This window comes from Ruegeria sp. BG3 (genome assembly GCF_056538485.1).
This window is the reverse complement of the sequence record NZ_JBQFTE010000007.1, coordinates 268,773-288,266: the sequence shown is the minus strand read 5'-3', so window position 1 is coordinate 288,266 and position 19,494 is coordinate 268,773. Positions and strand designations below refer to the sequence as shown.

Annotated in this window: 15 protein-coding genes and 1 pseudogene; 8 read left to right on the top strand and 8 right to left on the bottom strand. The window is 57.3% G+C overall.

The features are described from left to right. Nucleotides 1-75 precede the first annotated feature (75 nt). A complete protein-coding gene (locus tag ACR0AI_RS13285) occupies nucleotides 76-1,266 on the top strand; it encodes a low temperature requirement protein A (protein ID WP_480674248.1) in 1,191 nt (396 codons plus the stop codon). A gap of 4 nt (nucleotides 1,267-1,270) precedes the next feature. Beyond that, the gene (locus ACR0AI_RS13280; RefSeq protein ID WP_480674250.1) at nucleotides 1,271-2,221 is read left to right on the top strand and encodes an ion transporter; all 951 of its coding nucleotides are present in this window, start codon (nucleotides 1,271-1,273) and stop codon (nucleotides 2,219-2,221) included. Nucleotides 2,222-2,499: 278 nt separating this feature from the next. Here the strand turns inward: ACR0AI_RS13280 and ACR0AI_RS13275 are convergent, their stop codons facing one another. Next, nucleotides 2,500-3,441, bottom strand: a complete 942-nt coding sequence (locus ACR0AI_RS13275) for a LysR family transcriptional regulator (RefSeq protein WP_480674252.1) — start codon at nucleotides 3,439-3,441, stop codon at nucleotides 2,500-2,502. A gap of 99 nt (nucleotides 3,442-3,540) precedes the next feature. On the opposite strand from ACR0AI_RS13275, the gene ACR0AI_RS13270 reads away from it, so the two are divergent. Together ACR0AI_RS13270 and ACR0AI_RS13265 are read left to right on the top strand one after the other, a co-directional pair. Next, nucleotides 3,541-4,335: a hypothetical protein gene (locus tag ACR0AI_RS13270; RefSeq protein WP_480701349.1), complete on the top strand. Its 795-nt coding sequence runs from the start codon at nucleotides 3,541-3,543 to the stop codon at nucleotides 4,333-4,335. Nucleotides 4,336-4,339: 4 nt separating this feature from the next. After that, complete coding sequence (locus ACR0AI_RS13265; RefSeq protein ID WP_480674256.1) at nucleotides 4,340-5,095, top strand: sulfotransferase-like domain-containing protein; 756 nt, start codon at nucleotides 4,340-4,342, stop codon at nucleotides 5,093-5,095. A 64-nt stretch (nucleotides 5,096-5,159) separates the two neighbouring features. Here ACR0AI_RS13265 and ACR0AI_RS13260 read toward each other — a convergent pair. From ACR0AI_RS13260 to ACR0AI_RS13230, 7 genes and pseudogenes are all read right to left on the bottom strand, one after another. Next, nucleotides 5,160-5,867, bottom strand: a pseudogene (locus tag ACR0AI_RS13260) (IS6 family transposase). A gap of 332 nt (nucleotides 5,868-6,199) precedes the next feature. Further along, nucleotides 6,200-6,742 carry an isopentenyl-diphosphate delta-isomerase gene (gene idi, locus ACR0AI_RS13255; protein WP_480674258.1) on the bottom strand — a complete coding sequence of 181 codons (543 nt, stop codon included), beginning with the start codon at nucleotides 6,740-6,742 and terminating at the stop codon, nucleotides 6,200-6,202. Continuing rightward, nucleotides 6,739-7,917 carry a geranylgeranyl diphosphate reductase gene (locus ACR0AI_RS13250; RefSeq protein ID WP_480674260.1) on the bottom strand — a complete coding sequence of 393 codons (1,179 nt, stop codon included), beginning with the start codon at nucleotides 7,915-7,917 and terminating at the stop codon, nucleotides 6,739-6,741. Before ACR0AI_RS13250 ends, idi begins: the two co-directional genes overlap by 4 nt. Before the next feature lie 2 nt (nucleotides 7,918-7,919). Further along, the gene (locus tag ACR0AI_RS13245; protein ID WP_480674262.1) at nucleotides 7,920-9,218 is read right to left on the bottom strand and encodes a BCD family MFS transporter; all 1,299 of its coding nucleotides are present in this window, start codon (nucleotides 9,216-9,218) and stop codon (nucleotides 7,920-7,922) included. Next, nucleotides 9,215-10,123 carry a chlorophyll synthase ChlG gene (gene chlG, locus ACR0AI_RS13240; RefSeq protein WP_480674264.1) on the bottom strand — a complete coding sequence of 303 codons (909 nt, stop codon included), beginning with the start codon at nucleotides 10,121-10,123 and terminating at the stop codon, nucleotides 9,215-9,217. Before chlG ends, ACR0AI_RS13245 begins: the two co-directional genes overlap by 4 nt. A 47-nt stretch (nucleotides 10,124-10,170) precedes the next feature. Beyond that, the gene (gene ppsR / locus ACR0AI_RS13235; RefSeq protein WP_480674266.1) at nucleotides 10,171-11,628 is read right to left on the bottom strand and encodes a transcriptional regulator PpsR; all 1,458 of its coding nucleotides are present in this window, start codon (nucleotides 11,626-11,628) and stop codon (nucleotides 10,171-10,173) included. Continuing rightward, nucleotides 11,591-12,373, bottom strand: coding sequence for a cobalamin B12-binding domain-containing protein (locus ACR0AI_RS13230; protein WP_480701347.1), 783 nt, complete (start codon nucleotides 12,371-12,373; stop codon nucleotides 11,591-11,593). The genes ppsR and ACR0AI_RS13230 overlap by 38 nt, the downstream gene beginning before the upstream one ends. Nucleotides 12,374-12,678: 305 nt before the next feature. Here ACR0AI_RS13230 and bchF point away from each other — a divergent pair, with 305 nt between their 5' ends. From bchF to ACR0AI_RS13210, 4 genes are read left to right on the top strand one after another with little or no spacing between them, the layout of a single operon-like run. Then, nucleotides 12,679-13,167 carry a 2-vinyl bacteriochlorophyllide hydratase gene (gene bchF / locus ACR0AI_RS13225; protein ID WP_480674270.1) on the top strand — a complete coding sequence of 163 codons (489 nt, stop codon included), beginning with the start codon at nucleotides 12,679-12,681 and terminating at the stop codon, nucleotides 13,165-13,167. Then, on the top strand, nucleotides 13,164-14,441 hold the full coding sequence (locus ACR0AI_RS13220; RefSeq protein WP_480674273.1) for a ferredoxin:protochlorophyllide reductase (ATP-dependent) subunit N: 1,278 nt from the start codon (nucleotides 13,164-13,166) through the stop codon (nucleotides 14,439-14,441). Before bchF ends, ACR0AI_RS13220 begins: the two co-directional genes overlap by 4 nt. Continuing rightward, nucleotides 14,438-15,946 (top strand): ferredoxin:protochlorophyllide reductase (ATP-dependent) subunit B, encoded by a 1,509-nt coding sequence (gene bchB, locus ACR0AI_RS13215; protein WP_480674275.1) that lies wholly within the window; start codon nucleotides 14,438-14,440, stop codon nucleotides 15,944-15,946. The genes ACR0AI_RS13220 and bchB overlap by 4 nt, the downstream gene beginning before the upstream one ends. Further along, a complete protein-coding gene (locus ACR0AI_RS13210) occupies nucleotides 15,936-19,490 on the top strand; it encodes a magnesium chelatase subunit H (protein WP_480674277.1) in 3,555 nt (1,184 codons plus the stop codon). The genes bchB and ACR0AI_RS13210 overlap by 11 nt, the downstream gene beginning before the upstream one ends. Nucleotides 19,491-19,494 lie beyond the last annotated feature (4 nt).

The window sequence follows — 19,494 nt, the reverse complement described above, 5'->3', positions numbered from 1 at the left end:
CTATAGAAAAACACTCAATCGGGGTGGTCGCTCGCCGACCACTACAACCTTGGAATTTTGAAGGGTCCCTAATTTATGGCACTGCATAACCACCCCATGTGGCGGAAGCCGCAACATCATCAAGACCTCGACCACACTCACGACCACGTCCACTGGGCCGAGTTATTCTATGACCTGATCCATGTTGTGACGATCTTCCTTCTTGGGAACTACCTGTCACACCACCTCGATCTGAATGGGTTTCTTGTGTTCGCCGGTGTCTTCATCACGCTCTGGTACGCGTGGGGTGAGCTCAGTATTTTCAACTCGATCTACGTCAGCACCGATTTCTGGCATCGCCTGATCATGGCCGTGATGATCTGTACGGTGATGTTCATGGCCGCCGCCATCCCCGCCATCGACGGCAAGGGCTGGGTTTTCTTCGCGTTGGGGTTTGCCGCGAACAGAGCCATGATCGCCGCGCTATATTTCCGTGCTCAGCGAACCAATTCCCCGGGCGTTTCGATGTCGGCGGCACAGATCCGCAACTTCTCGGCCTTTGCAGTGATCTTTGCCATCACGGCGTTTCTGCCTAAACCGCTTGCCTATTGGGCGTTTGCTGCCGCGATGGTTGCCACGCAGGCGATGTACATGATCCCCGGCGTCACTGTCCTGCGCTTTGAACGGTTCGTCCCGCGCCTCGGTCATATGGCAGAGCGGTTTGCCTTGTTGACGCTGATCGTTTTGGGTGAAGGGTTCTTCAAACTGGTCGTCACACTGTCTGAGAAAGGCATCTACAAAGTTTCATCCGACGTGCTGGTCAACTTTGTAATTGGCGGCGTTTCGATGTTCGTGATGTGTTGGATCTATTTCGACTTCGTTGGCAACGCCAAACCCAAAGACAAAAAGGTTTCGACCTTGGTGATCTGGTGGCTTGCTCATCTGGTCTTGATGTTGTGTGGCGTGATGGTCGGCGTGGCCCTTGCAGCCGAGGTTAAGGTCGGGTTTTGGGAGCCGTACCCAACAGAATACGCTGCCATTGGCTGTTTCGGCCTTGCAGGCTACATCGCCATGCTTTGGGTACTTCAGAACGTCATTGAACACCGTGTGGCCTCAGAATTCGGGCGTTGGGATGTGCGGGTGTTTGGGATCGTTTTGGCAATCGCCTGTTTCTATATTGTCCCGCATGTCCCCTCCTTGGTTGGCAATCTGATTTGGGGCACGGCTTTACTGTCTCAAATCGCAATTCCCTTGATGCGCGCCAGAGCGAAGCTTCGCCATGACTGAAGCTGTGAAAGGTGCAAACTACCTGAGAAAAAGAGTGTACTGGTGGCTCGAACGCCCAGACCGTGCTGCGACCGGCCCTTGGGTACTTGAACTCGCTCTAATCGCTCTGATCACGCTGAACGTGGCCGCTGTTATCCTTGAAACGGTCGATTCAATCTATGACCGCTGGGGGGTCGCACTCAATCTGTTCGAAAGTATTTCATTATTCGTTTTCGTAGTGGAGTACGCGGCTAGGCTTTGGGTTGCGACAGAAAACCCAAACTACAAAACGCGCGCATCTTGGGCCGTTTCTCCAATCGCTATAATCGACCTATTGGCCATACTCCCAGCGCTGCTTTACTTGCTCTTTCCGGTTGACCTGCGGCTGCTAAGAACCTTCCGTATGTTGCGCTTACTCAAACTCACAAGGTACTCACCCGCGCTCGGCATGCTGCTTGCGGTGTTCGAGGAAGAAGCGGGCGCCTTTTTTGCGGGTTTCTTCATCCTGATGGTGATGCTGATCTTTGCTGCAAGTGGCGCTTGGCTAGCAGAGCACGAGGCGCAACCAGAAGCCTTTGGCTCAATCCCGGCGGCGATGTGGTGGGCGATGGCGACATTGACAACCGTCGGCTATGGCGACGTAACGCCCGTGACAGTTGCCGGTAAGATCTTCGGCGCTGCGATCACAGTGATTGGCATTGGAATGGCTGCATTGCCAGCAGGGATCATAGCAAGCGGTCTAAACGACCAGTTGCACCGCCGACGGGCCAGCCTGGAACGTGAATTTCGAAAGGCGTTGGTAGACGGCGATATCTGCGAGGCCGATGAGAAAGAAATTGACGCAGTTCGCAAGCAATTGGGTCTCTCGCGCCGCGCTGCGGATCATATCCGCAACCGCGTGCATGCCGAAACGATGTCACAGGTTGATCACTGTCCCACCTGCGGTCAGCCAACGAAACAAAGTGACAATCCCTGATCGGTCACAACGACAAACCGGCGTCGACCGGAAAATTCTATCACAGCATGCTGTGCTGCCTCCGAGGTCCGCGATGAGCCCTTAGCCACGGATGCTGCATCGGGCATGAACTACCGTTGCGTGAGCATTTTTCGGGATCACCGCAATCCAGAAAGAGAGATTCTCGTTATTGTCCGTCTTCTCGGCCAGATAGAGCAGCACCAAGAAAACGAATACTATTGTCAGCGGGGTCGGAAACATCGTCTGCACTGGAGAAAAGCCGTGTTTCGCGGTCACTCTCATTGAAGATTGGCCAGCAAAGACAAACATTTTCTTGCCGCAGGATTTTTTTGCCCAAAATGCGTTAGCCGGGCATAGACCTTTGTGGATGTCGAATGCCAATCGACTGGCATCTCTACCAAATCGCCACGCGCCAGATACGGATCAACAAAGCTTCGCCAGCCCAAACCCAAACCTTGACCCAAAGCCGCGGCTTCCAAAAGATAGACATAACTGTCGAATTCTTCTGAAATCGGCCAATCAGCGTATTCTGGGTGTGCCCTCCACCAATCTATCCAATCCACCCAGCCGAAGTTTTCTTTCTGTAGCCGCAGAAGAGGCGGTGCTTCACACTTTCCCGACAAAGCGTCTAACGCTCTCCTGACCATTTCAGGCGTACCAACCGGTTTTATCTGTTCCTTACATACCAGGACATGTTCCGTATCGGGCTCTGTTTCAGAATACTCGAAGACAATATCGCCACCAGTATCCACGGCCGCTTCAATCAGATTGTATTCGGCTGCCATGATCCGCAGTTCGGCCTCATTTCCTAAGGCGTTGCGAAGATTTCCGTATCGAGGCATTAACAACAGGTGCGAGACTGAGTGCGAACAAACCAGCGTCACTCGATTGTCCACCTGTTTCAAGTCTTCAATCGCATTTTCTAGAGCATTAAAGCCTTGGACAACACCGGCGTAGAACTGGCTGCCCTTGGAGGTAAGGGCTACAGGGCTCTTATCGCGATTAAAGAACGCGACACCATACCGGATTTCCAGATTCCGTATATGGCGGCTGATTGCCGGCTGCGATGTATTCAGCTCTTCGGCAGCGCGTGCAAAACCCCTTAGACGAGCAACCGCTTCGAATGCAACAAGCGAGCTTAAAGAAGGGATATTGTGTCTACGATCCACTATATCATTCTTGATATGGTTATGAGCACATAAAAGCAATGGAAAACGCATGCGTCCACAGCCATCCTCACCAGCAGAACTCGTGATCTAAATCTGATTGGGCAAGCCGTGACAGACTATTCTAAGCCCCGAAAATGGGCCGACCCCAAAGTGAAACTTTTTCCCCACCAAGTGGGGTTTACCTGCCCTCCGCATGATTTTGATGCGGCCCCGTCTGATTTCCTACGCATGGCCCCGCGCAGCGTTGGCGTGCATGGTCGAATGCTGCACGTGCCGGACTATGCCCACCGCCTGGATCAACGCAAAAAGAACTTTGGCCTGCTGGAAGAGTACATGGAATGTATGGCCAATAGCGGCGCTGACGTCTGTGGACAAGTTGGCTCGAACTGGGTGCATGCCAGCGGGCTGGGTGTCGAAGGCATCCGTCACCATTGCGAAATGCTGAGCGACAAGTACGAGACCCCGTTCCATATGGCAGGCTATGCCATGGTCGAGGCATTGCGCGATCAGAATGTCGAGAAGGTAGCGCTCAACGCCTGCTACCACAGAGACACCTGGTATCAGGGCACCGTAGGTTTTCTGAAAGAAGCCGGGTTTGATGTGGTCTGGGCTGGAAACTTTTTTGACCAAGGGTGGTTCGACAGTCAGGAAGAGGTTGACGATTGCATTTGGTGCTTTGACGAAGAGCTAATTTACAAGTCCTTCGACTATACCGCTGACAAAGCGCCCAATGTCGATGCCTATCTGATCAACGGGATGAGCAATTACCGCCGCCCGTCCGACGGAATCGCCCGTCGCCCGGTTCACCACGAAGTCGAACTTGAAAAACGCCTCGGCAAGCCAGTCATCGGCCATGACACCGCGCTCTACTGGCGCATTTTCAAAACCTTGGGCCTGGCCCCGGAAACCCGGCAAGGCAGCCTGCTCTCCTCCCTGAAAGACTGAAGTGATGCACAAGATTTTAGTTGTTTGGGCGATTCCTCGCTCCACCTCAACCGCGTTTGAATGGATGATGCGCCAGCGCGGTGATCTGGATTGCCTTCATGAACCTTTTGGTGAGGCCTGGTACCAGGGTGAAGACCCGATGTGGCCGCGTTTCAAAGAGGGTGAAGTCACGACCCCCGGCTTGACCTTGGAAAGCGTGTGGGAAGACATCAAAGATCGTGCCGAAAAAGGTCCGGTCTTCATCAAGGATTTCCCGCATTACATCAACCACATGTGGGATCCAGAATTCCTGTCGCATTTCACCCACACGTTCCTGATACGCGACCCCGCCAAGACGATTTCCTCAATGTACAACAAGTGGCCGGACTTTGATGAGCTTGAGGTCGGTTTTCCCGAGCAGCGCGCGCTGTTTGACCTATTGACTGCGCTGAATGGCGGCAAGTCCCCCCCGGTTATCGACAGTGATGACCTTCTGGAAGACCCCAAGCACGTCACCGCAGCGTTCTGTGCTTCTGTCGGTATCCCCTTCATCGAAGACGCGCTGACCTGGGAAGCTGGTGGAGACCCATCTGAGCATAGCTGGTGGGATGGTGGATCTTTCCATGCCAATTTAGCCCAGTCTACCGGTCTGCAACCCCAGAAACGCAGGTACATCGAAGTGGCTGACGCCCCTGAACGCGTGCGCCGTGTTCACCGCCGGATGAAGCCTCACTATGATCATCTGTACAAGCACCGCATCCGCGTGTCGAAAACTGTCTGAGAAAATTGCAAGGTTCTGTCAGACGAATTCGAACCAGTCTCAGTTTGCTGCGGAAACCACGGACCTATTCGGAACAAAGTTGACGCCACTCGCTAAGAGCGGCGGCGCGGGTCATCTTGAAGGTGTCTCGACTGGCTAGCGATCTTTCCTGGTTGAAGTGGTTGTAGACAGAGGAATGGACGGAGGCAAATTTCTGTAGACTTCGCATACGCCTGAACCGTTGCATGGCGCGTTCTCTTCGTCGGAACGGCAGATGCGAATTCTCAACGCGGTTGTTGAGCCGCCTTCCCGTCTGTTGTTTTTCCAGAGCGCGCAGCTCTCTGAGCGCGGCTCTGTATGAGGCGAAGCGATCTGTGACGATCTCTTCGGCGCAACCGTGCCGCTTCATCAATTTCGTGAGGAATTTCAGTGTCGCAGCTTTGTTTCGGCGTTTCGTGACAACCGCTTCCAGCACCTAGCCTTCGTGATCAACAGCCCGCCACAGATAATGCCGTTTGCCATTCACCTTCACAAAGACTTCGTCTACATGCCACTTCCATTTCGAGTATGAACGAAGTTGCTGCACCCGCTTCCGCCTGATCTCAGCGGCAAACATCGGGCCAAATCTGTTCCACCAGTAGCGGACGGTTTCATGGCTCACGTCGATGCCTCGCTCGTGCAGCAGATCTTCATCATTCCGAAGCGAGAGCGGAAATCGGATGTACAGCATCACCACAAGGCGAATGATTTCGGGACTAGTTTTGAAGTATTTGAAAGAGGCAGGTCTGGTCATGGGCAAAAGCTACGCAACCGCCCTGCCCCGCTCAAGCAAAGTTCTTCTGAGAAGGCCCCTGCCCGCCTCAAGACAAGTTCTTCTGACAAGGACCTTTCTGACCCCTGACATGAACCCCCGCGCCAATGCAGACAGAGGGTTGGTGTCTGCAGCGATGCATTGGAAAACACTGACCAAGCATCGCGCAAAACGATCGGCCATGTCGGGAACACGCTTCATGTCCCAGCGCATCCTGCCGTTCATATTACTTTCGGACAAGCCGCGGAAAACTCGGTGAGTTCGGGCGGTCGTCGGATGCTTTACAATCCCTCGGCCGACTAAGTGCACGCCGCTCAAATCATAAGGTCAGCCGCAAGCGCTGGCCCGAGGATTTTCTGCGCATGGTCGCGCATGTAGATCCTTAACCAAGGCGTGAACCTTTCGGGCGCTTGCTCGATTTCCGCAATCAACTCGGCCACGTGAACCCAACGTGTATCTGATACCTCGTCCGGGTTCGTGCTAAGCTTAATGTCCGCGGTCGCTTCGGCGCGGAAAACATCTACCAATTCATGCTCAATCAGCCTCTGCCCCACATCCGCGCGATATTCGAGGACGGTTGAAAAACGAGGAGACAGGCCGGTGACCCCTAACTCTTCGCGCAAGCGTCGGGTGGCACAATCCACCGGAACCTCATTCCAATCTGGATGCGTACAACAGGTGTTCGCCCAAAGTCCCGGCGTGTGGTATTTACATGCGGCTCGTTTTTGCAGCAGCAGATTTGGGCCGCGCAGCACAAAGACCGAAACCGCTTTGTGCCGTAGGCCCTGCTGATGCACTTTTAGTTTTTCGACAGGCTTCAACTCGCCATCGACCCAGGCTGGTATCATCATGTTCATACGAATTCTGCCCGGACCAGCCCTGTCAAATGCGCCAGGTTCTTCAGTCCGATGCGCACATGCGCCATCGGGCGCGCCCTGACCAGTTTCTTATTCATATAGGCCTCGAACGTCAGGCGCTGCACATCGATGTCATGGCATAGCGACACGAACCGCTCGCGTCGGTCGTCTGAGCGGTAATAGGCGTTTTGCATCGAAGCCAACACGCGGAAAACCGTCTTGTGCTCTTTCAGGAACAGTCGCCGCGCCAGTTTAAGGTCGGAGACTTTGCCCGAGGCCAGGCAGGCTTGCGCAGCGGTCGCCGCAACTGTGCCACCGACCATCGCGTAATAGATCCCCTCGCCCGAGCTTGGAGCCACCACGCCTGCGGCATCTCCAGCCAGAACGACATCGCGCCCATTGTCCCAGCGATCCAATGGTTTCAGGGGAATCGGCGCGCCCTCGTGACGGATTGTGCGGCACCCCTCCAAGCCAGATGCGCACCGCAGCTCTTTTGTCGCTTTCTTGAGGTCGAATCCGTTGATACCGGTCCCCATACCTACGCTGGCGGTCTGGCCGTGAGGGAACACCCAGCCATAGAAATCCGGAGAAATCGACCCGTCATAGACCACGTCACATCGGGTCGGATCATAGGCCTGCACTGCGTCCGGTGCTTCGATAATCTCATGATAAGCAATGACATAGGGAATCTTGTCACCACCGGGAACCTCGGCCCGCGCAACGTTTGACCGCGCTCCATCCGCTCCGATGATCAGCCGCGTGGGCAGCTTAACCTCTTCCTTGCTCTGTTTTTCCCGAAAGACAACCGACGGGCCGCGATCGTTACGTTCGATCCGCAGGAATGCACCCGTACGGCGCTGCGCGCCAGCGGATTGTGCACGCCGACGCAGGAACTCATCGAAATGCTCGCGGTCGACCATTCCGACAAAACCGTTTTCGATGGCAATATCCACCTGCCGCCCGGTCGGCGAGATCATGCGCGCTGTGTTGATCTTGGCCACGAGCTGTTCGTCAGGAATGTTGTAGTCCTCGATCAACCGCGGCGGAATCGCTCCGCCACAAGGCTTGATCCGTCCGTCCCGGTCCAGCATGCAAACCTTATGCCCGGCCTTAGCCAGATCTTCGGCGGCTGTGGCTCCGGCTGGGCCGCCACCGACGACTACGACATCATACATGGCTATTCTCCCGCAACGACGTGCGTATCACGCCGTGTTTCGTGAATGACTTGAACGGCAAGGATTGCGGCGGCCACAAACAGGGCAGCTTCGGCGAGGAAGACCGCTCCGAACGCGTTTGCATCCGACATCGCTGACCGGAATACATCCGCCGCCGCTGCGCCCAACAAACCTCCGACACCAGCGGCAATAGCTTGTGCTGCACCCCAAAGCCCCATGCGCGTGCCTTCTTGTCCACTGGCATGCTCACCGGCCAGTTCCATCATGGCGCCGATCGCAGCCACAGCGAACATGCCATTGAAAAACCCAAGCGCCACAACGGCCCATATCAGTGGGGCACCCGGCCCCATCTGGCCCATCGCGAAGATCACCCCCAGACTGACCCCCGAACCCAGGCAGCCTGCAACCACCCAACCGCGCAGCGACCCGATCCTCAGCCCGGTTACGGCGATCCCGACTGAAAGCATTCCAAGGAATACGCCACCATTTTGCGCTCCGGACAGGGATGTCGACTCGCCAGGCGTGAAGCCGAACACCAGCCCCGCATAGGGTTCCAAGATCAATTCCTGCATGAAGAATGCGGTCATCGACAGGAAGACAAACACGGTGAACCTGCGCGCCGCATCATCCGCCCAAACGTCGCGCAGCGCGTCGCGGAACCGCGGTTTGGTTCTGGTTGATCGGGTCTCGGTCTGGACACCAGCCTCGATGCGCCACGTCGCCAGCGACGTTAGCGCAACAGCGCCCAACCCAACACACGCGACGATGACAAGCAGTCTGGACGGGCTATACGGATCGAGCATCGCACCAACAGATGCGGCGGTAATCGCGATCCCGGCAATCATCATAAGCCATGTGATCGTTGCAGCAGCCGCGCGGCGGCGAGCCGCCGTGGCAGTAGCGAGTAAAGCCAGCAATGACGTGCCTGACGCGCCGACCCCCACGCCGATCGCTGTGTACGAGAGGACCGACAGGAACAGCGCTAACCAGAAGCTTTCGCCAAAGAGCGGAATGCAGAACGCCGCACCCAAAGCCCCAAAGGCAAGGATCGCCATGCCCCCGATAACCCATGGGGTCCTCCGCCCCGTCGCATCCGACAAGAAACCCCAATGGGGACGGGAAATCTGTATACCGTAATGCAGACCCACCAGCAGGCCCGGCAGGATCGCAGGCAGCGCCAACTCGACCACCATCAGCCGGTTCAGGGTCGAGGTGGTGAGAACCACGATACTCCCCAAACACATCTGAACCAGACCCAGCCGGACAATACCGATCCATGAGAGATATCCGGAGTTGCTCATACCAAAGCCTCCAATCCACGCAGGCCAAAGGCCGCGATCATCATGCCACCAACGTAAAGGGATACGCCGGTGCCGTTGTACCAAGGTGCCTTTGCTTTGGGGTCTTTCAGCAAGACGCGCATTGCCATCAGCTGACCGATCACTGCAGCCAGGATAGCCACAGCAAAGATCGGTTGGCCCCAAAGCGTCAACAGAGCAATGACGGCCATTTGCGGCACAATCATCATCCAACATGCCAAACGAGCAGCGCGTTCGGGTCCGAGTGTCACCGGAAGGGAGTTGATCCCCAATTGCCGGTCACCCTCTAACGCTTTGAAATCATTCAGCGTCATGATCCCATGCGCGCCAAGCGCATAGAGCGCAGCGATGATCACGACTTGCAAGGAAGGTGCTCCAGCCGACAGAACCGCCGCGCCAGTGAACCAGGGCAGGCCTTCGTAACACAGGGCCACAAGGCCCGGACCCCACCAGCCAGACCGTTTCAGCCGTACGGGTTCAGCCGAATAGGCCCAGGCCGCAAGCACTCCAAACACGGTTGCGCCAAAGCCCCAGGGCCCCAACTGCCAACCGACCGCCAAGGCCAGAACGCTCATCGCGATGGCGATCCAAGCCCCCCACATACCGGGGATGCGACCCGACGGAATGGGGCGGTGGGGCTCGTTGATCTTGTCGACATGACGGTCGCACCAGTCATTCGCGGCCTGACTCATCCCGCAGACAATCGGACCGGCAAGGACCAGGCCCAATAGGATCAATCCGATCTGTCCAGACAATGCGCCGCCCGAGGACACCACCCCGCACAAAAACGCCCACATCGGCGGAAACCAGGTGATGGGCTTGATCAACTCCAACGCCGCCAGTGGCTGCGGCCAGGAGGATGAGTGTAAATCAGGATTTGCGCTCATGTGTCAATCTTGATTGACAACTTGAGTCGATGCAAGAAAAACGAGCGCTATTCGCCGTCTTGTTTTTCCTGAATTCCCAGCTTGTGCAACTTGACATATAGACTTTGGCGCGACAGGCCCAACATTTCGGCAGCGGCAGCCCGGTTATTACCCGTTAGCTCAATCGCCGTTTCAATGCACATACGCTCAATCACATCCGTGGTCTGGGACACGATTTCCTTGAGATGTGCCGAACCCACCAGATCCACCACGTCCCCACCCGCCAGATTCTGACGATTGCTGACCGGCGCCCGCATCGCCTCGGACCGCGTCGCGTCCCGGATCACAAATGCGACGGATGGATTAGAGCGGCTGTTCAGATAGGAAACCGAGACCTCGGCAGCTGTCCAAACGCCCACGTCGTTGCAAAACTTGGTCGCATATACGGACATGCGACCTGATTTCATTGCATTGTCAAGCAGTACATTCAGGTCAATCTGACCGCGCGACATGTATTCAGCCAGACTGGTTCCCCGCACATCTACGTGATGGGCAAAATCGACAAGTCTGAGAAAGGCTTCATTTGCCGACTGAATGACACCCTTGCTATCCGTGAAAACAATCGCCTCAGCCCCCGTCCGAAACAGCCGAGCCAGGTTGTCCGACAGCTGATCGCTGGCATGCTCTTCCGTTGTGCCGGATTCCAGACGACAGATCAGCATACGCTCGCCACCCGCCCGGAAACTAATCGGCGTGATCGTTATATCACTGCGCGTACGCTTGGCCTGAATGGTGACCTCGGCGTCGACCTCGGAAAGAGCCAGAGCCAGAATGTTCTGAACAAACTCGGCACGTCCACGATCCTTGAACTCATTTGCGAAGGGCTGGCCCTGAAGCTGGTCTTTAGCGGCCCCCAACAGATGCGCGGCCGCGTCGTTCAAATCGCGAATACGCCCATCTGTGACCGAAACCAACGCAAAAGCATCACGCGTGACTGACATCAGCATGCGGTAGCGCGCGTCAAACTCACGCCGCTCTTCGTAGCCTTGCTCCAACGCCAGTTGAGCCTGTACCAATTGCTGTTGCGTTTCAGCGACTTGTCGCAGATCGCGCCCGAGCATTAGGATGGCAGGCTCGCTGTGTCCGACCGGATGTATGGAATACCGAACCGGGTATTGCCAAACCATCTTGTCCCGATGATTCAATTCGACCCGCTGAACACTGGCACTTTCGGCGGACTGCTTGAGGATACGGTCCAGCTTGGGAAAGCACTCCTCGGTCAAGAAATCTGTCAGCTTGTTACCGACCCAATGATCCAGATCGCCGTACGGGGACCCGCTTTCTCCGACCAGCGCGGCCATGACCACGCCCTCGGCATCTATGATCAATGCGATATCTGACGCTTCAGAAAGAACGCCCGCTAAGAACTCTGGTTCGATCATTGGCAGTGCGGCGATCTGCCAAGGGTTCGGCTTGCCCGACGTCATGTCATTGAGCCGCGAGAGGACCCGCGCGATCCTTGGCATTCGCCAGTCCGGCAAGCGCTACTTCGAAATTGGATGTGGTGATATCCGCGCCTGTTCCTGCTGAAGTCAACTTCACCTGCTTCTCTATTGCCCCGCCGATAACCAGCCTTGGCGGCCGGTTTATTTCTGACCGAATACGTGTGATCAAACGCACCGCATTGTCAAGAGCCTGGGTTCCGGCACAGGAAATCAGCGCAGCATCAAACCGCCCTCGCCGAATGCAAGAGACCACTTCCTTTTGTTTGGCTCCAGCGATCAACTGAACGGAACATCCCATGCGGCGCAACTGTGACGTCATCACGACTGATCCGATCATGTGCTGCTCACCAGGTGCTATGGCAACAAGGATCGTGGGTTGCCCGGTACGACGCGGGCGCTTGTCCCAGTTATCAGACAAAGCCTTGCACAGTGCATAGAGGCGTGAAGACGCAAACGTCACCGTCGCAAAACTCGCTTCGTCATCCACCCACATCTGACCAGCGCGACGGGCGACTTCGGGGATGCATACGTCAATAATTTCGGACGATGACACCCCGGTTTCCCGCAGGAAATCAATTGCAGTTTCATGAGAAAAGTCACCCTTGTACATCACCTCGGAAAACAACCAATCCGTCACCGCGTCGAGATCAAGCAACGATGGACTCTGTGAATTCGGGTCAAGGGAACTCAACACCTGCTTCGCAAACGCTTCAAGCTGGCTTTGATCCAGTGGACGATTGCCTTGAAATGGATCGGCAGGTGGCATCGGAATATCCAATCCTTGCTAAAGGGCGGTGACTGGAATCGGTACTTGGGTAGTGAACTGACCTCGGATCAGTCTGGTTCAAGCAAGCGAATTTGTCAAACTTAGTAGACATACTGTGGATATTTCCGTCGACTATGAGGGCTCTGGAAATTATTATCATTTAATAACAATGTCCTATTTCAGAAACAGCCCTGGGAGCCCTGAATCCGCTGCATTCTCACCGACACTTTCTGAGTGTAAGTTTTAATTGACACTTTCCGATTTAGCCCTCTACGCTGGTGTGGAAGTTCAGGAGGGAGGCCACCATGGCGCGAACAGCCATGAGTACGCCTGGGACGCACCAGCTTTACACACCGGACCAACTGGCGCGCCGGGACAGCACATATTGGACGACCGTTCAGGGCATCCTGGCACCGCTGCAATTTGCGGTGTTTCTTATCTCGCTTGGGTTGGTGCTGCGCTACCTTGCAACCGGTGAGGGATACACGATCGCCACCGTTTCGATTGTCCTGAAAACTCTCGTTCTGTACCTAATTATGGTCACCGGTGCGATCTGGGAAAAGGTCGTGTTCGGGCAGTACCTGCTGGCCCCTGCCTTCTTCTGGGAAGACGTTTTCAGCTTTCTGGTCATCGCCCTGCACACGGCGTATTTGGTCGCCCTTTCAACAGGTTGGCTGACACCGACACAACTGATGCTGCTGACCTTGGCCGCGTATCTGGCGTATGTGATCAACGCTGGGCAGTTCCTTTGGAAGCTCCGCCGCGCGCGGTTGCAGATGCAGGCCCGCGCATGAATACCTCTGCTCCCATATCCACGGGCTGTACCCAGACGCCGCTGCTGCGTGAGCGTGGCCAGCACGAGGTTTTCTGCGGTCTGACATCGATCATCTGGCTGCACCGGATGATGCCGGATTCCTTCTTTCTGGTGGTTGGCTCGCGCACCTGCGCGCATCTGCTGCAAAGCGCCGCCGGGGTCATGATTTTTGCGGAGCCGCGTTTTGGAACAGCGATTCTTGAAGAGACCGATCTGGCTGGCATGGCCGATGCGCAGCAAGAAATTGACCGCGAAGTTGACCGACTACTGTCAAGACGGGCTGACATTCGCCGATTGTTCCTTGTCGGATCCTGTCCGTCCGAAGTGATTAAGCTGGATCTTGCCAAAGCGGCGGAACGATTGAACGCGCGCTATGCGCCGAAGATCCGGGTAATGAACTTCACCGGGTCGGGGATCGAAACCACTTTCACGCAGGGCGAAGACAGTTGCCTGGCCGCGATGGTTGCGGCTATGCCCGACAGTGACACCACGCAACTGGTCATCGCCGGGGGTCTGCCGGACGTTGTTCAGGATCAGATGCTGGACCTGCTATCGAAGATCGGTGTGCCTGACGTCCGGCTGCTCCCCAATCGATCCAGCGACGAAGAGTTCGGGATCGGCTCAAATACTCAGGTGGCGTTTGTGCAGCCGTTCCTAGGTGAAACCCATGACATTCTGGTGCGTCGGGGTACCCACCCAATCCGTGCACCTTTCCCTTTGGGGGAACAGGGTACAACTGCCTGGCTGCATTCCGTTGCTGCTCGCTTCGGTATTTCGGCAGATCATGTGGATGCGGTTGCGCAATCCGCACGCCTGCGGGCACGAAAAGCGATTGCGCAAGCGTCGGAACCGCTCAACGGGAAGCGCGTTTTCCTGATGCCTGACAGTCAGTTAGAGGTTCCGCTGGCGCGTTTCCTGACGCGTGAATGCGGCATGGAACTGGTTGAGGTCGGAACACCCTATCTGCACCGCGATCTGGTCGGCGAAGACCTTGCTGAAATCCAAAACGGCCCAACCCTGTCCGAAGGCCAAGATGTCGAAAAACAACTCGATCGGGTGCGCGCTGCGCAGCCCGATCTGACGGTGTGCGGATTAGGACTTGCCAACCCGCTCGAAGCTGAAGGGCTGGCGACCAAATGGGCCATCGAGTTGGTCTTCTCGCCCATCCATTTCTACGAACAAGCCGGTGATCTGGCTGGTCTGTTTGCCCGCCCGCTGCGTCGGCGCGGCCTTTTGAGGGTGGCTGCAGAATGAAGCTTTCGGTGTGGACATACGAGGGCCCGCCCCATGTGGGGGCTATGCGCGTCGCGACCGCGATGACCGGGCTACACTATGTTCTGCACGCGCCGCAAGGTGATACCTACGCTGATCTGCTGTTCACTATGATCGAACGTCGCAATCACCGCCCGCCGGTGACCTACACGACGTTCCAGGCGCGTGATTTGGGGTCTGACACTGCCAAGTTGTTCCGCGACGCCTGTCAGGCTGCGTATGACAGATTCCAGCCACAGGCCATGATCGTGGGCGCCTCCTGCACCGCCGAGTTGATCCAGGACGATCCCGGTGGGTTGGGCGAAGCCCTGGAGCTGCCCGTTCCGGTGATCCCGCTGGAACTGCCCAGCTATCAACGGAAAGAGAATTTCGGTGCGGATGAAACCTTCCTGCAAATTGTGCGCACGCTGGCCAAACCGACCGAGCGCACAGCGCGTGTGTCGTGCAATTTGATCGGCCCGACTGCACTTGGGTTCCGTCATCGCGATGACATCACCGAAGTCACCGCCCTGCTGAACGATATGGGCGTCGAAGTTAATGTTGCTGCCCCTTTTGGCGCGACAGCGTCCGACATTACGCGCTTGGGCGCCGCACATTTCAACGTACTGATGTATCCCGAAACCGGCGAAAGTGCCTGCCGTTGGATGGAACGGAACCTGGGTCAACCCTATACGCGCATTGTTCCAATCGGTGTCGGTGCGACACGGGATTTCGTCAATGAGGTGTCTGCGCTCGCCGGATGCGCACCGCGTTTGGATACCGACCGGCTGCGCCTGCCGTGGTACTCGGCCAGCGTGGACAGCACCTATCTGACCGGCAAGCGCGTCTTCCTGTTTGGCGATGGCACCCATGTCGCTGCCGCCGCCCGCATCGCGCGCGAGGAAATGGGGTTCGAGGTCGTCGGCATCGGCTGTTTCAACCGCGAAATGGCCCGCGCGATCCGCTCGCTCGCCAAGGAGATTGGTGTTGAGGCGCTGATCACCGATGACTACCTTGAGGTCGAGTCGCGAATTTCAGACCTCGTGCCTGAACTGATCCTCGGCACGCAAATGGAACGCCATATCGGCAAGCGTCTGGGCATTCCCTGTGCCGTCATCTCAGCTCCGGTTCATGTGCAGGACTTCCCCGCTCGCTATTCGCCGCAGATGGGCATCGAAGGCGCAAACGTCATATTTGACACTTGGGTACATCCGCTGGTCATGGGGCTGGAGGAACACCTGCTACACATGTTCCGCGAAGACCCCGAATTCAACGACGCCGCCGGCCCCTCGCATCATGCCCATGGGGCCAAGCAGGTTGCAGAAACGGCTGAATCCACCGGCGCCCAGATCATCTGGCTGGATGACGCCGAGCGTGAGCTGCGCAAGGTCCCCTTCTTTGTGCGCGGCAAGGCGCGGCGCAATACCGAAGCCTTTGCCGAGGCGCGGGGCGAATCCGAAATCTCCGTCGAAACACTTTACGAAGCCAAGGCCCACTATGCGCGATGACAGCCAGACATATCGGAGCTATCGCATTGCGATCGTGACGCTGGACAGCCACGCCGCCGGTCCGTGTGATCGGGTTCTGGCGCGACTGCAATCCGATTTCCCAGGCTTGGAACTTGAAGTCTTTGCCGCTGCTGAATGGGGCGAGGACCCAACCGCTCTTGAAGCCGCGCGACAGAGGGTCGCCAGGGCCGATATCGTCATCGCCAATCTTTTGTTCCTGGAAGAACATATCAATGCAATCCTGCCCGCGCTTCAGTCCCGGCGCGACAGTTGCGACGCTATGATCGGCATTATCGCAGACGCTCAGATCGTCAAGCTGACCCGCATGGGCGCACTGGATATGGCCGCACCAACCTCGGGCGCGCTGAAACTGCTTAGGCGCTTGCGCGGTTCGTCCAAGCCGTCATCCGATACCGGCCAGCGCAAGATGAAAATCCTGCGCCGTCTGCCGCAGATCTTAAAATTCATCCCAGGCAAGGCTCAGGACCTGCGCGCGTGGTTCGTCACCATGCAGTACTGGCTTGGCAGCTCAGACGACAACATGGAGGCGATGGTCCGCTTTCTAATCAGCCGATACGCAGACCGACCGGAGTGGCAGAGCGCGGAGGCTCCGGAACCGCGCGAGTATCCCGATGCGGGACTGTATCACCCGGACTTGCCCCAGCGCATCACCACTGAAGTGGAGGATCTGCCAGCCCCTCGCAAACCGTTTGCGACCGTGGGTGTTCTGATGATGCGGTCCTATGTGCTCAGCTCTGACACCGCACACTACGACGCCGTGATCCACGCGCTTGAGGCCAAGGGCTTGCGGGTGATCCCGGCCTTTGCAGGCGGTTTGGATGCGCGGCCTGCCGTGGACCAGTTCTTCCAAAAGGATGGTGCTCGCAAGATTGACGCTCTATTGTCGCTGACCGGGTTCTCGCTGGTGGGTGGCCCGGCTTACAATGACAATGAGAACGCGATCAAGGTTTTGGAAAACCTTGATATTTCTTACGTTTCAGCACACCCACTTGAGTTCCAATCGTTGGACCAATGGGCCGCCTCACCGCAAGGACTTGGGCCCATTGAAACCACGATGCTGATCGCCCTACCCGAGTTGGATGGCGCAACCGTGCCGACCGTCTTTGCCGGGCGTCATGGGCCAAAGGGCTGCACAGGATGTTCTCGGACCTGCAAACCCATCGCCAGCAAAGCCATGGCCCCCTGCCCAGAACGGATTGAGGTTTTGGCCGCCCGTATGGCTCGGTTAGCTGCTCTGCGCAAATCCAGCGCGGCCGAACGTAAGCTGGCGATTGTTCTCTTTGGCTTCCCGCCCAATGCCGGGGCTGCGGGAACCGCCGCCCATCTGGATGTCTTTGCTTCTTTGCTGAGCACGATGCAGGCGTTGAAGGCGGATGGCTATGATCTCGACCCACCCGATACGGTCGAAGACCTGCGTGACGCCGTGCTGGGTGGTAGCGCCGAGCTTTACGGGCAAGAAGCCAACGTGGCCGCCAAGATCAGCGCCGACGATATCGTCCGCGATACGCCATGGCTGGATGAGATCGAGGCCAGCTGGGGCCCCGCCCCCGGTCGGGTTCAGACAGATGGGCGGGACGTCTTTGTTCTGGGCCGTCAGTTCGGCAAAGTCTTCGTCGGCTTGCAACCGGGCTTCGGATATGAGGGCGACCCGATGCGCCTGCTGTTTGAACGTGGCTTTGCCCCGACCCACGCCTTTGCACAGTTCTACCTGTGGCTCCGCAACAGCTTCGGCGCGGATGCCGTACTGCACTTTGGTATGCACGGCGCGCTGGAATTCATGCCGGGCAAGCAAACTGGCCTCAGCGGTACGGACTGGCCAGATCGCCTGATCGGAGACCTGCCGAACATCTATCTCTACGCCGCAAACAACCCGTCCGAAGCCACTCTGGCCAAGCGCCGGTCTGGTGCTGTGACCGTCAGCCATCTGACTCCGCCGCTTTCCAGCGCAGGGCTGTACAAAGGGTTGGCCGAACTGAAGGACAGCATCAGCCGCTGGCGCGCCCTACCCCCGAATGCTACCGACCGCGCTGATCTTGAAACGCTGATTGCGGATCAGGCCGAGGCCGTTGATCTGGACGGACAAGACCCCGCGGCGCTGTGGCACACGCTGCTGGATACAGAAGGTGCGCTGATCCCCGAAGGTCTGCATGTGGTCGGGCAGCCGATGTCGGCTCAGGAACGTTCAGGTTATCTCGATCTGCTTGACCTGGACGCAGCAGGTCGCAGCGATATGGACACCGCTCTGGCCCGCGAAACCGAACTCCCCGCCCTGCTGCGCGCGCTGGAGGGTCGGTTTACACCACCCGTTCCCGGCGGCGATCTGCTGCGGAACCCCGATATTCTGCCCACGGGCCGCAACATCCATGCCTTCGATCCGTTCCGCATGCCCACAGCCTATGCCTGTAAGGACGGAGCGAAACAGGCGGAACTGCTGCTGAAAACCCATGATACCCTGCCGCGCAGCGTGGCCCTCGTGCTATGGGGCAGCGACAACATCAAATCCGATGGCGGCCCGATCGGGCAGGCTCTGGCCCTGATGGGCGCAAGACCCCGGTTTGACAGCTTTGGCCGCCTGTCTGGTGCCGACTTGATCCCGCTGTCGGAGCTGGGCCGTCCACGGATCGACGTGGTGATGACCCTTTCGGGTATTTTCCGCGACTTGCTGCCACTTCAAACCCGCCTGTTGGCCGAGGCCGCGCTGAAGGCCGCGCAAGCCGATGAGCCACTGGATCAGAACTTCATCCGCGCTCACTCGCTTGCCTATGCCGAGCGCATGAATGTGCCGTTGGAAGAGGCCGCACTGCGCGTCTTCTCGAATGCCGAAGGGGCCTATGGCTCGAACGTCAATCAACTGGTCGACAGTCTGGCCTTCGTGGACGAGGACGAATTGGCCGACGCCTACGAGGCCCGCAAGGGTTTCGCCTATGACACCAAGGGCAAAGCGCACAAGAACACCGATCTGCTGCAACAAACGATGAAAGACGTCGAGGTTGCGTATCAGAACCTCGAATCCGTCGAGTTAGGCGTCACCACCGTTGACCACTATTTCGATACTCTGGGCGGTATTTCCCGCGCCGTGCGACGGGCAAGGGGTTCGGATGTAGCGGTCTATATCAGCGATCAGACACGGGGCGATGGCAAAGTGCGCACCTTGGCCGATCAGGTGGCGCTGGAGACACGCTCACGCTCGCTAAACCCGAAATTCTACGAAGGATTATTGAAGCACGGCGCCGAGGGCGTTCGCCAGATCGAAGCGCATGTGACCAACACACTGGGCTGGTCGGCCACCACCGGTCAGGTCGAGCCTTGGGTGTATCAACGCATCTCGGAAACCTTCGTGCTGGACGAAGACATGCGCAACCGGCTGGCCGATCTGAACCCGGTCGCCTCCAGCCGCATGGCCAACCGCCTGCTCGAGGCCAGCGATCGTGCTTATTGGCAACCCGATGCGGACACCCTGGATGCGCTGCAACGTGCGGCAGACGCGTTGGAAGACCGGATGGAAGGGATAGCCGCGGAATGAGGAA

What these genes read in the sequence shown, in the direction of transcription:
- ACR0AI_RS13285 (WP_480674248.1), top strand. Translation starts at nt 76, where the DNA reads ATGGCACTGCATAACCACCCCATGTGGCGGAAGCCGCAACATCATCAA.
- bchF (WP_480674270.1), top strand. Translation starts at nt 12,679, where the DNA reads ATGGCGCGAACAGCCATGAGTACGCCTGGGACGCACCAGCTTTACACA.
- ACR0AI_RS13230 (WP_480701347.1), bottom strand. Translation starts at nt 12,373, where the DNA reads ATGCCACCTGCCGATCCATTTCAAGGCAATCGTCCACTGGATCAAAGC.
- ACR0AI_RS13245 (WP_480674262.1), bottom strand. Translation starts at nt 9,218, where the DNA reads ATGAGCAACTCCGGATATCTCTCATGGATCGGTATTGTCCGGCTGGGT.
- idi (WP_480674258.1), bottom strand. Translation starts at nt 6,742, where the DNA reads ATGAACATGATGATACCAGCCTGGGTCGATGGCGAGTTGAAGCCTGTC.
- ACR0AI_RS13250 (WP_480674260.1), bottom strand. Translation starts at nt 7,917, where the DNA reads ATGTATGATGTCGTAGTCGTCGGTGGCGGCCCAGCCGGAGCCACAGCC.
- ACR0AI_RS13210 (WP_480674277.1), top strand. Translation starts at nt 15,936, where the DNA reads ATGCGCGATGACAGCCAGACATATCGGAGCTATCGCATTGCGATCGTG.
- ACR0AI_RS13275 (WP_480674252.1), bottom strand. Translation starts at nt 3,441, where the DNA reads ATGCGTTTTCCATTGCTTTTATGTGCTCATAACCATATCAAGAATGAT.
- bchB (WP_480674275.1), top strand. Translation starts at nt 14,438, where the DNA reads ATGAAGCTTTCGGTGTGGACATACGAGGGCCCGCCCCATGTGGGGGCT.
- ppsR (WP_480674266.1), bottom strand. Translation starts at nt 11,628, where the DNA reads ATGCCAAGGATCGCGCGGGTCCTCTCGCGGCTCAATGACATGACGTCG.
- ACR0AI_RS13265 (WP_480674256.1), top strand. Translation starts at nt 4,340, where the DNA reads ATGCACAAGATTTTAGTTGTTTGGGCGATTCCTCGCTCCACCTCAACC.
- chlG (WP_480674264.1), bottom strand. Translation starts at nt 10,123, where the DNA reads ATGAGCGCAAATCCTGATTTACACTCATCCTCCTGGCCGCAGCCACTG.
- ACR0AI_RS13220 (WP_480674273.1), top strand. Translation starts at nt 13,164, where the DNA reads ATGAATACCTCTGCTCCCATATCCACGGGCTGTACCCAGACGCCGCTG.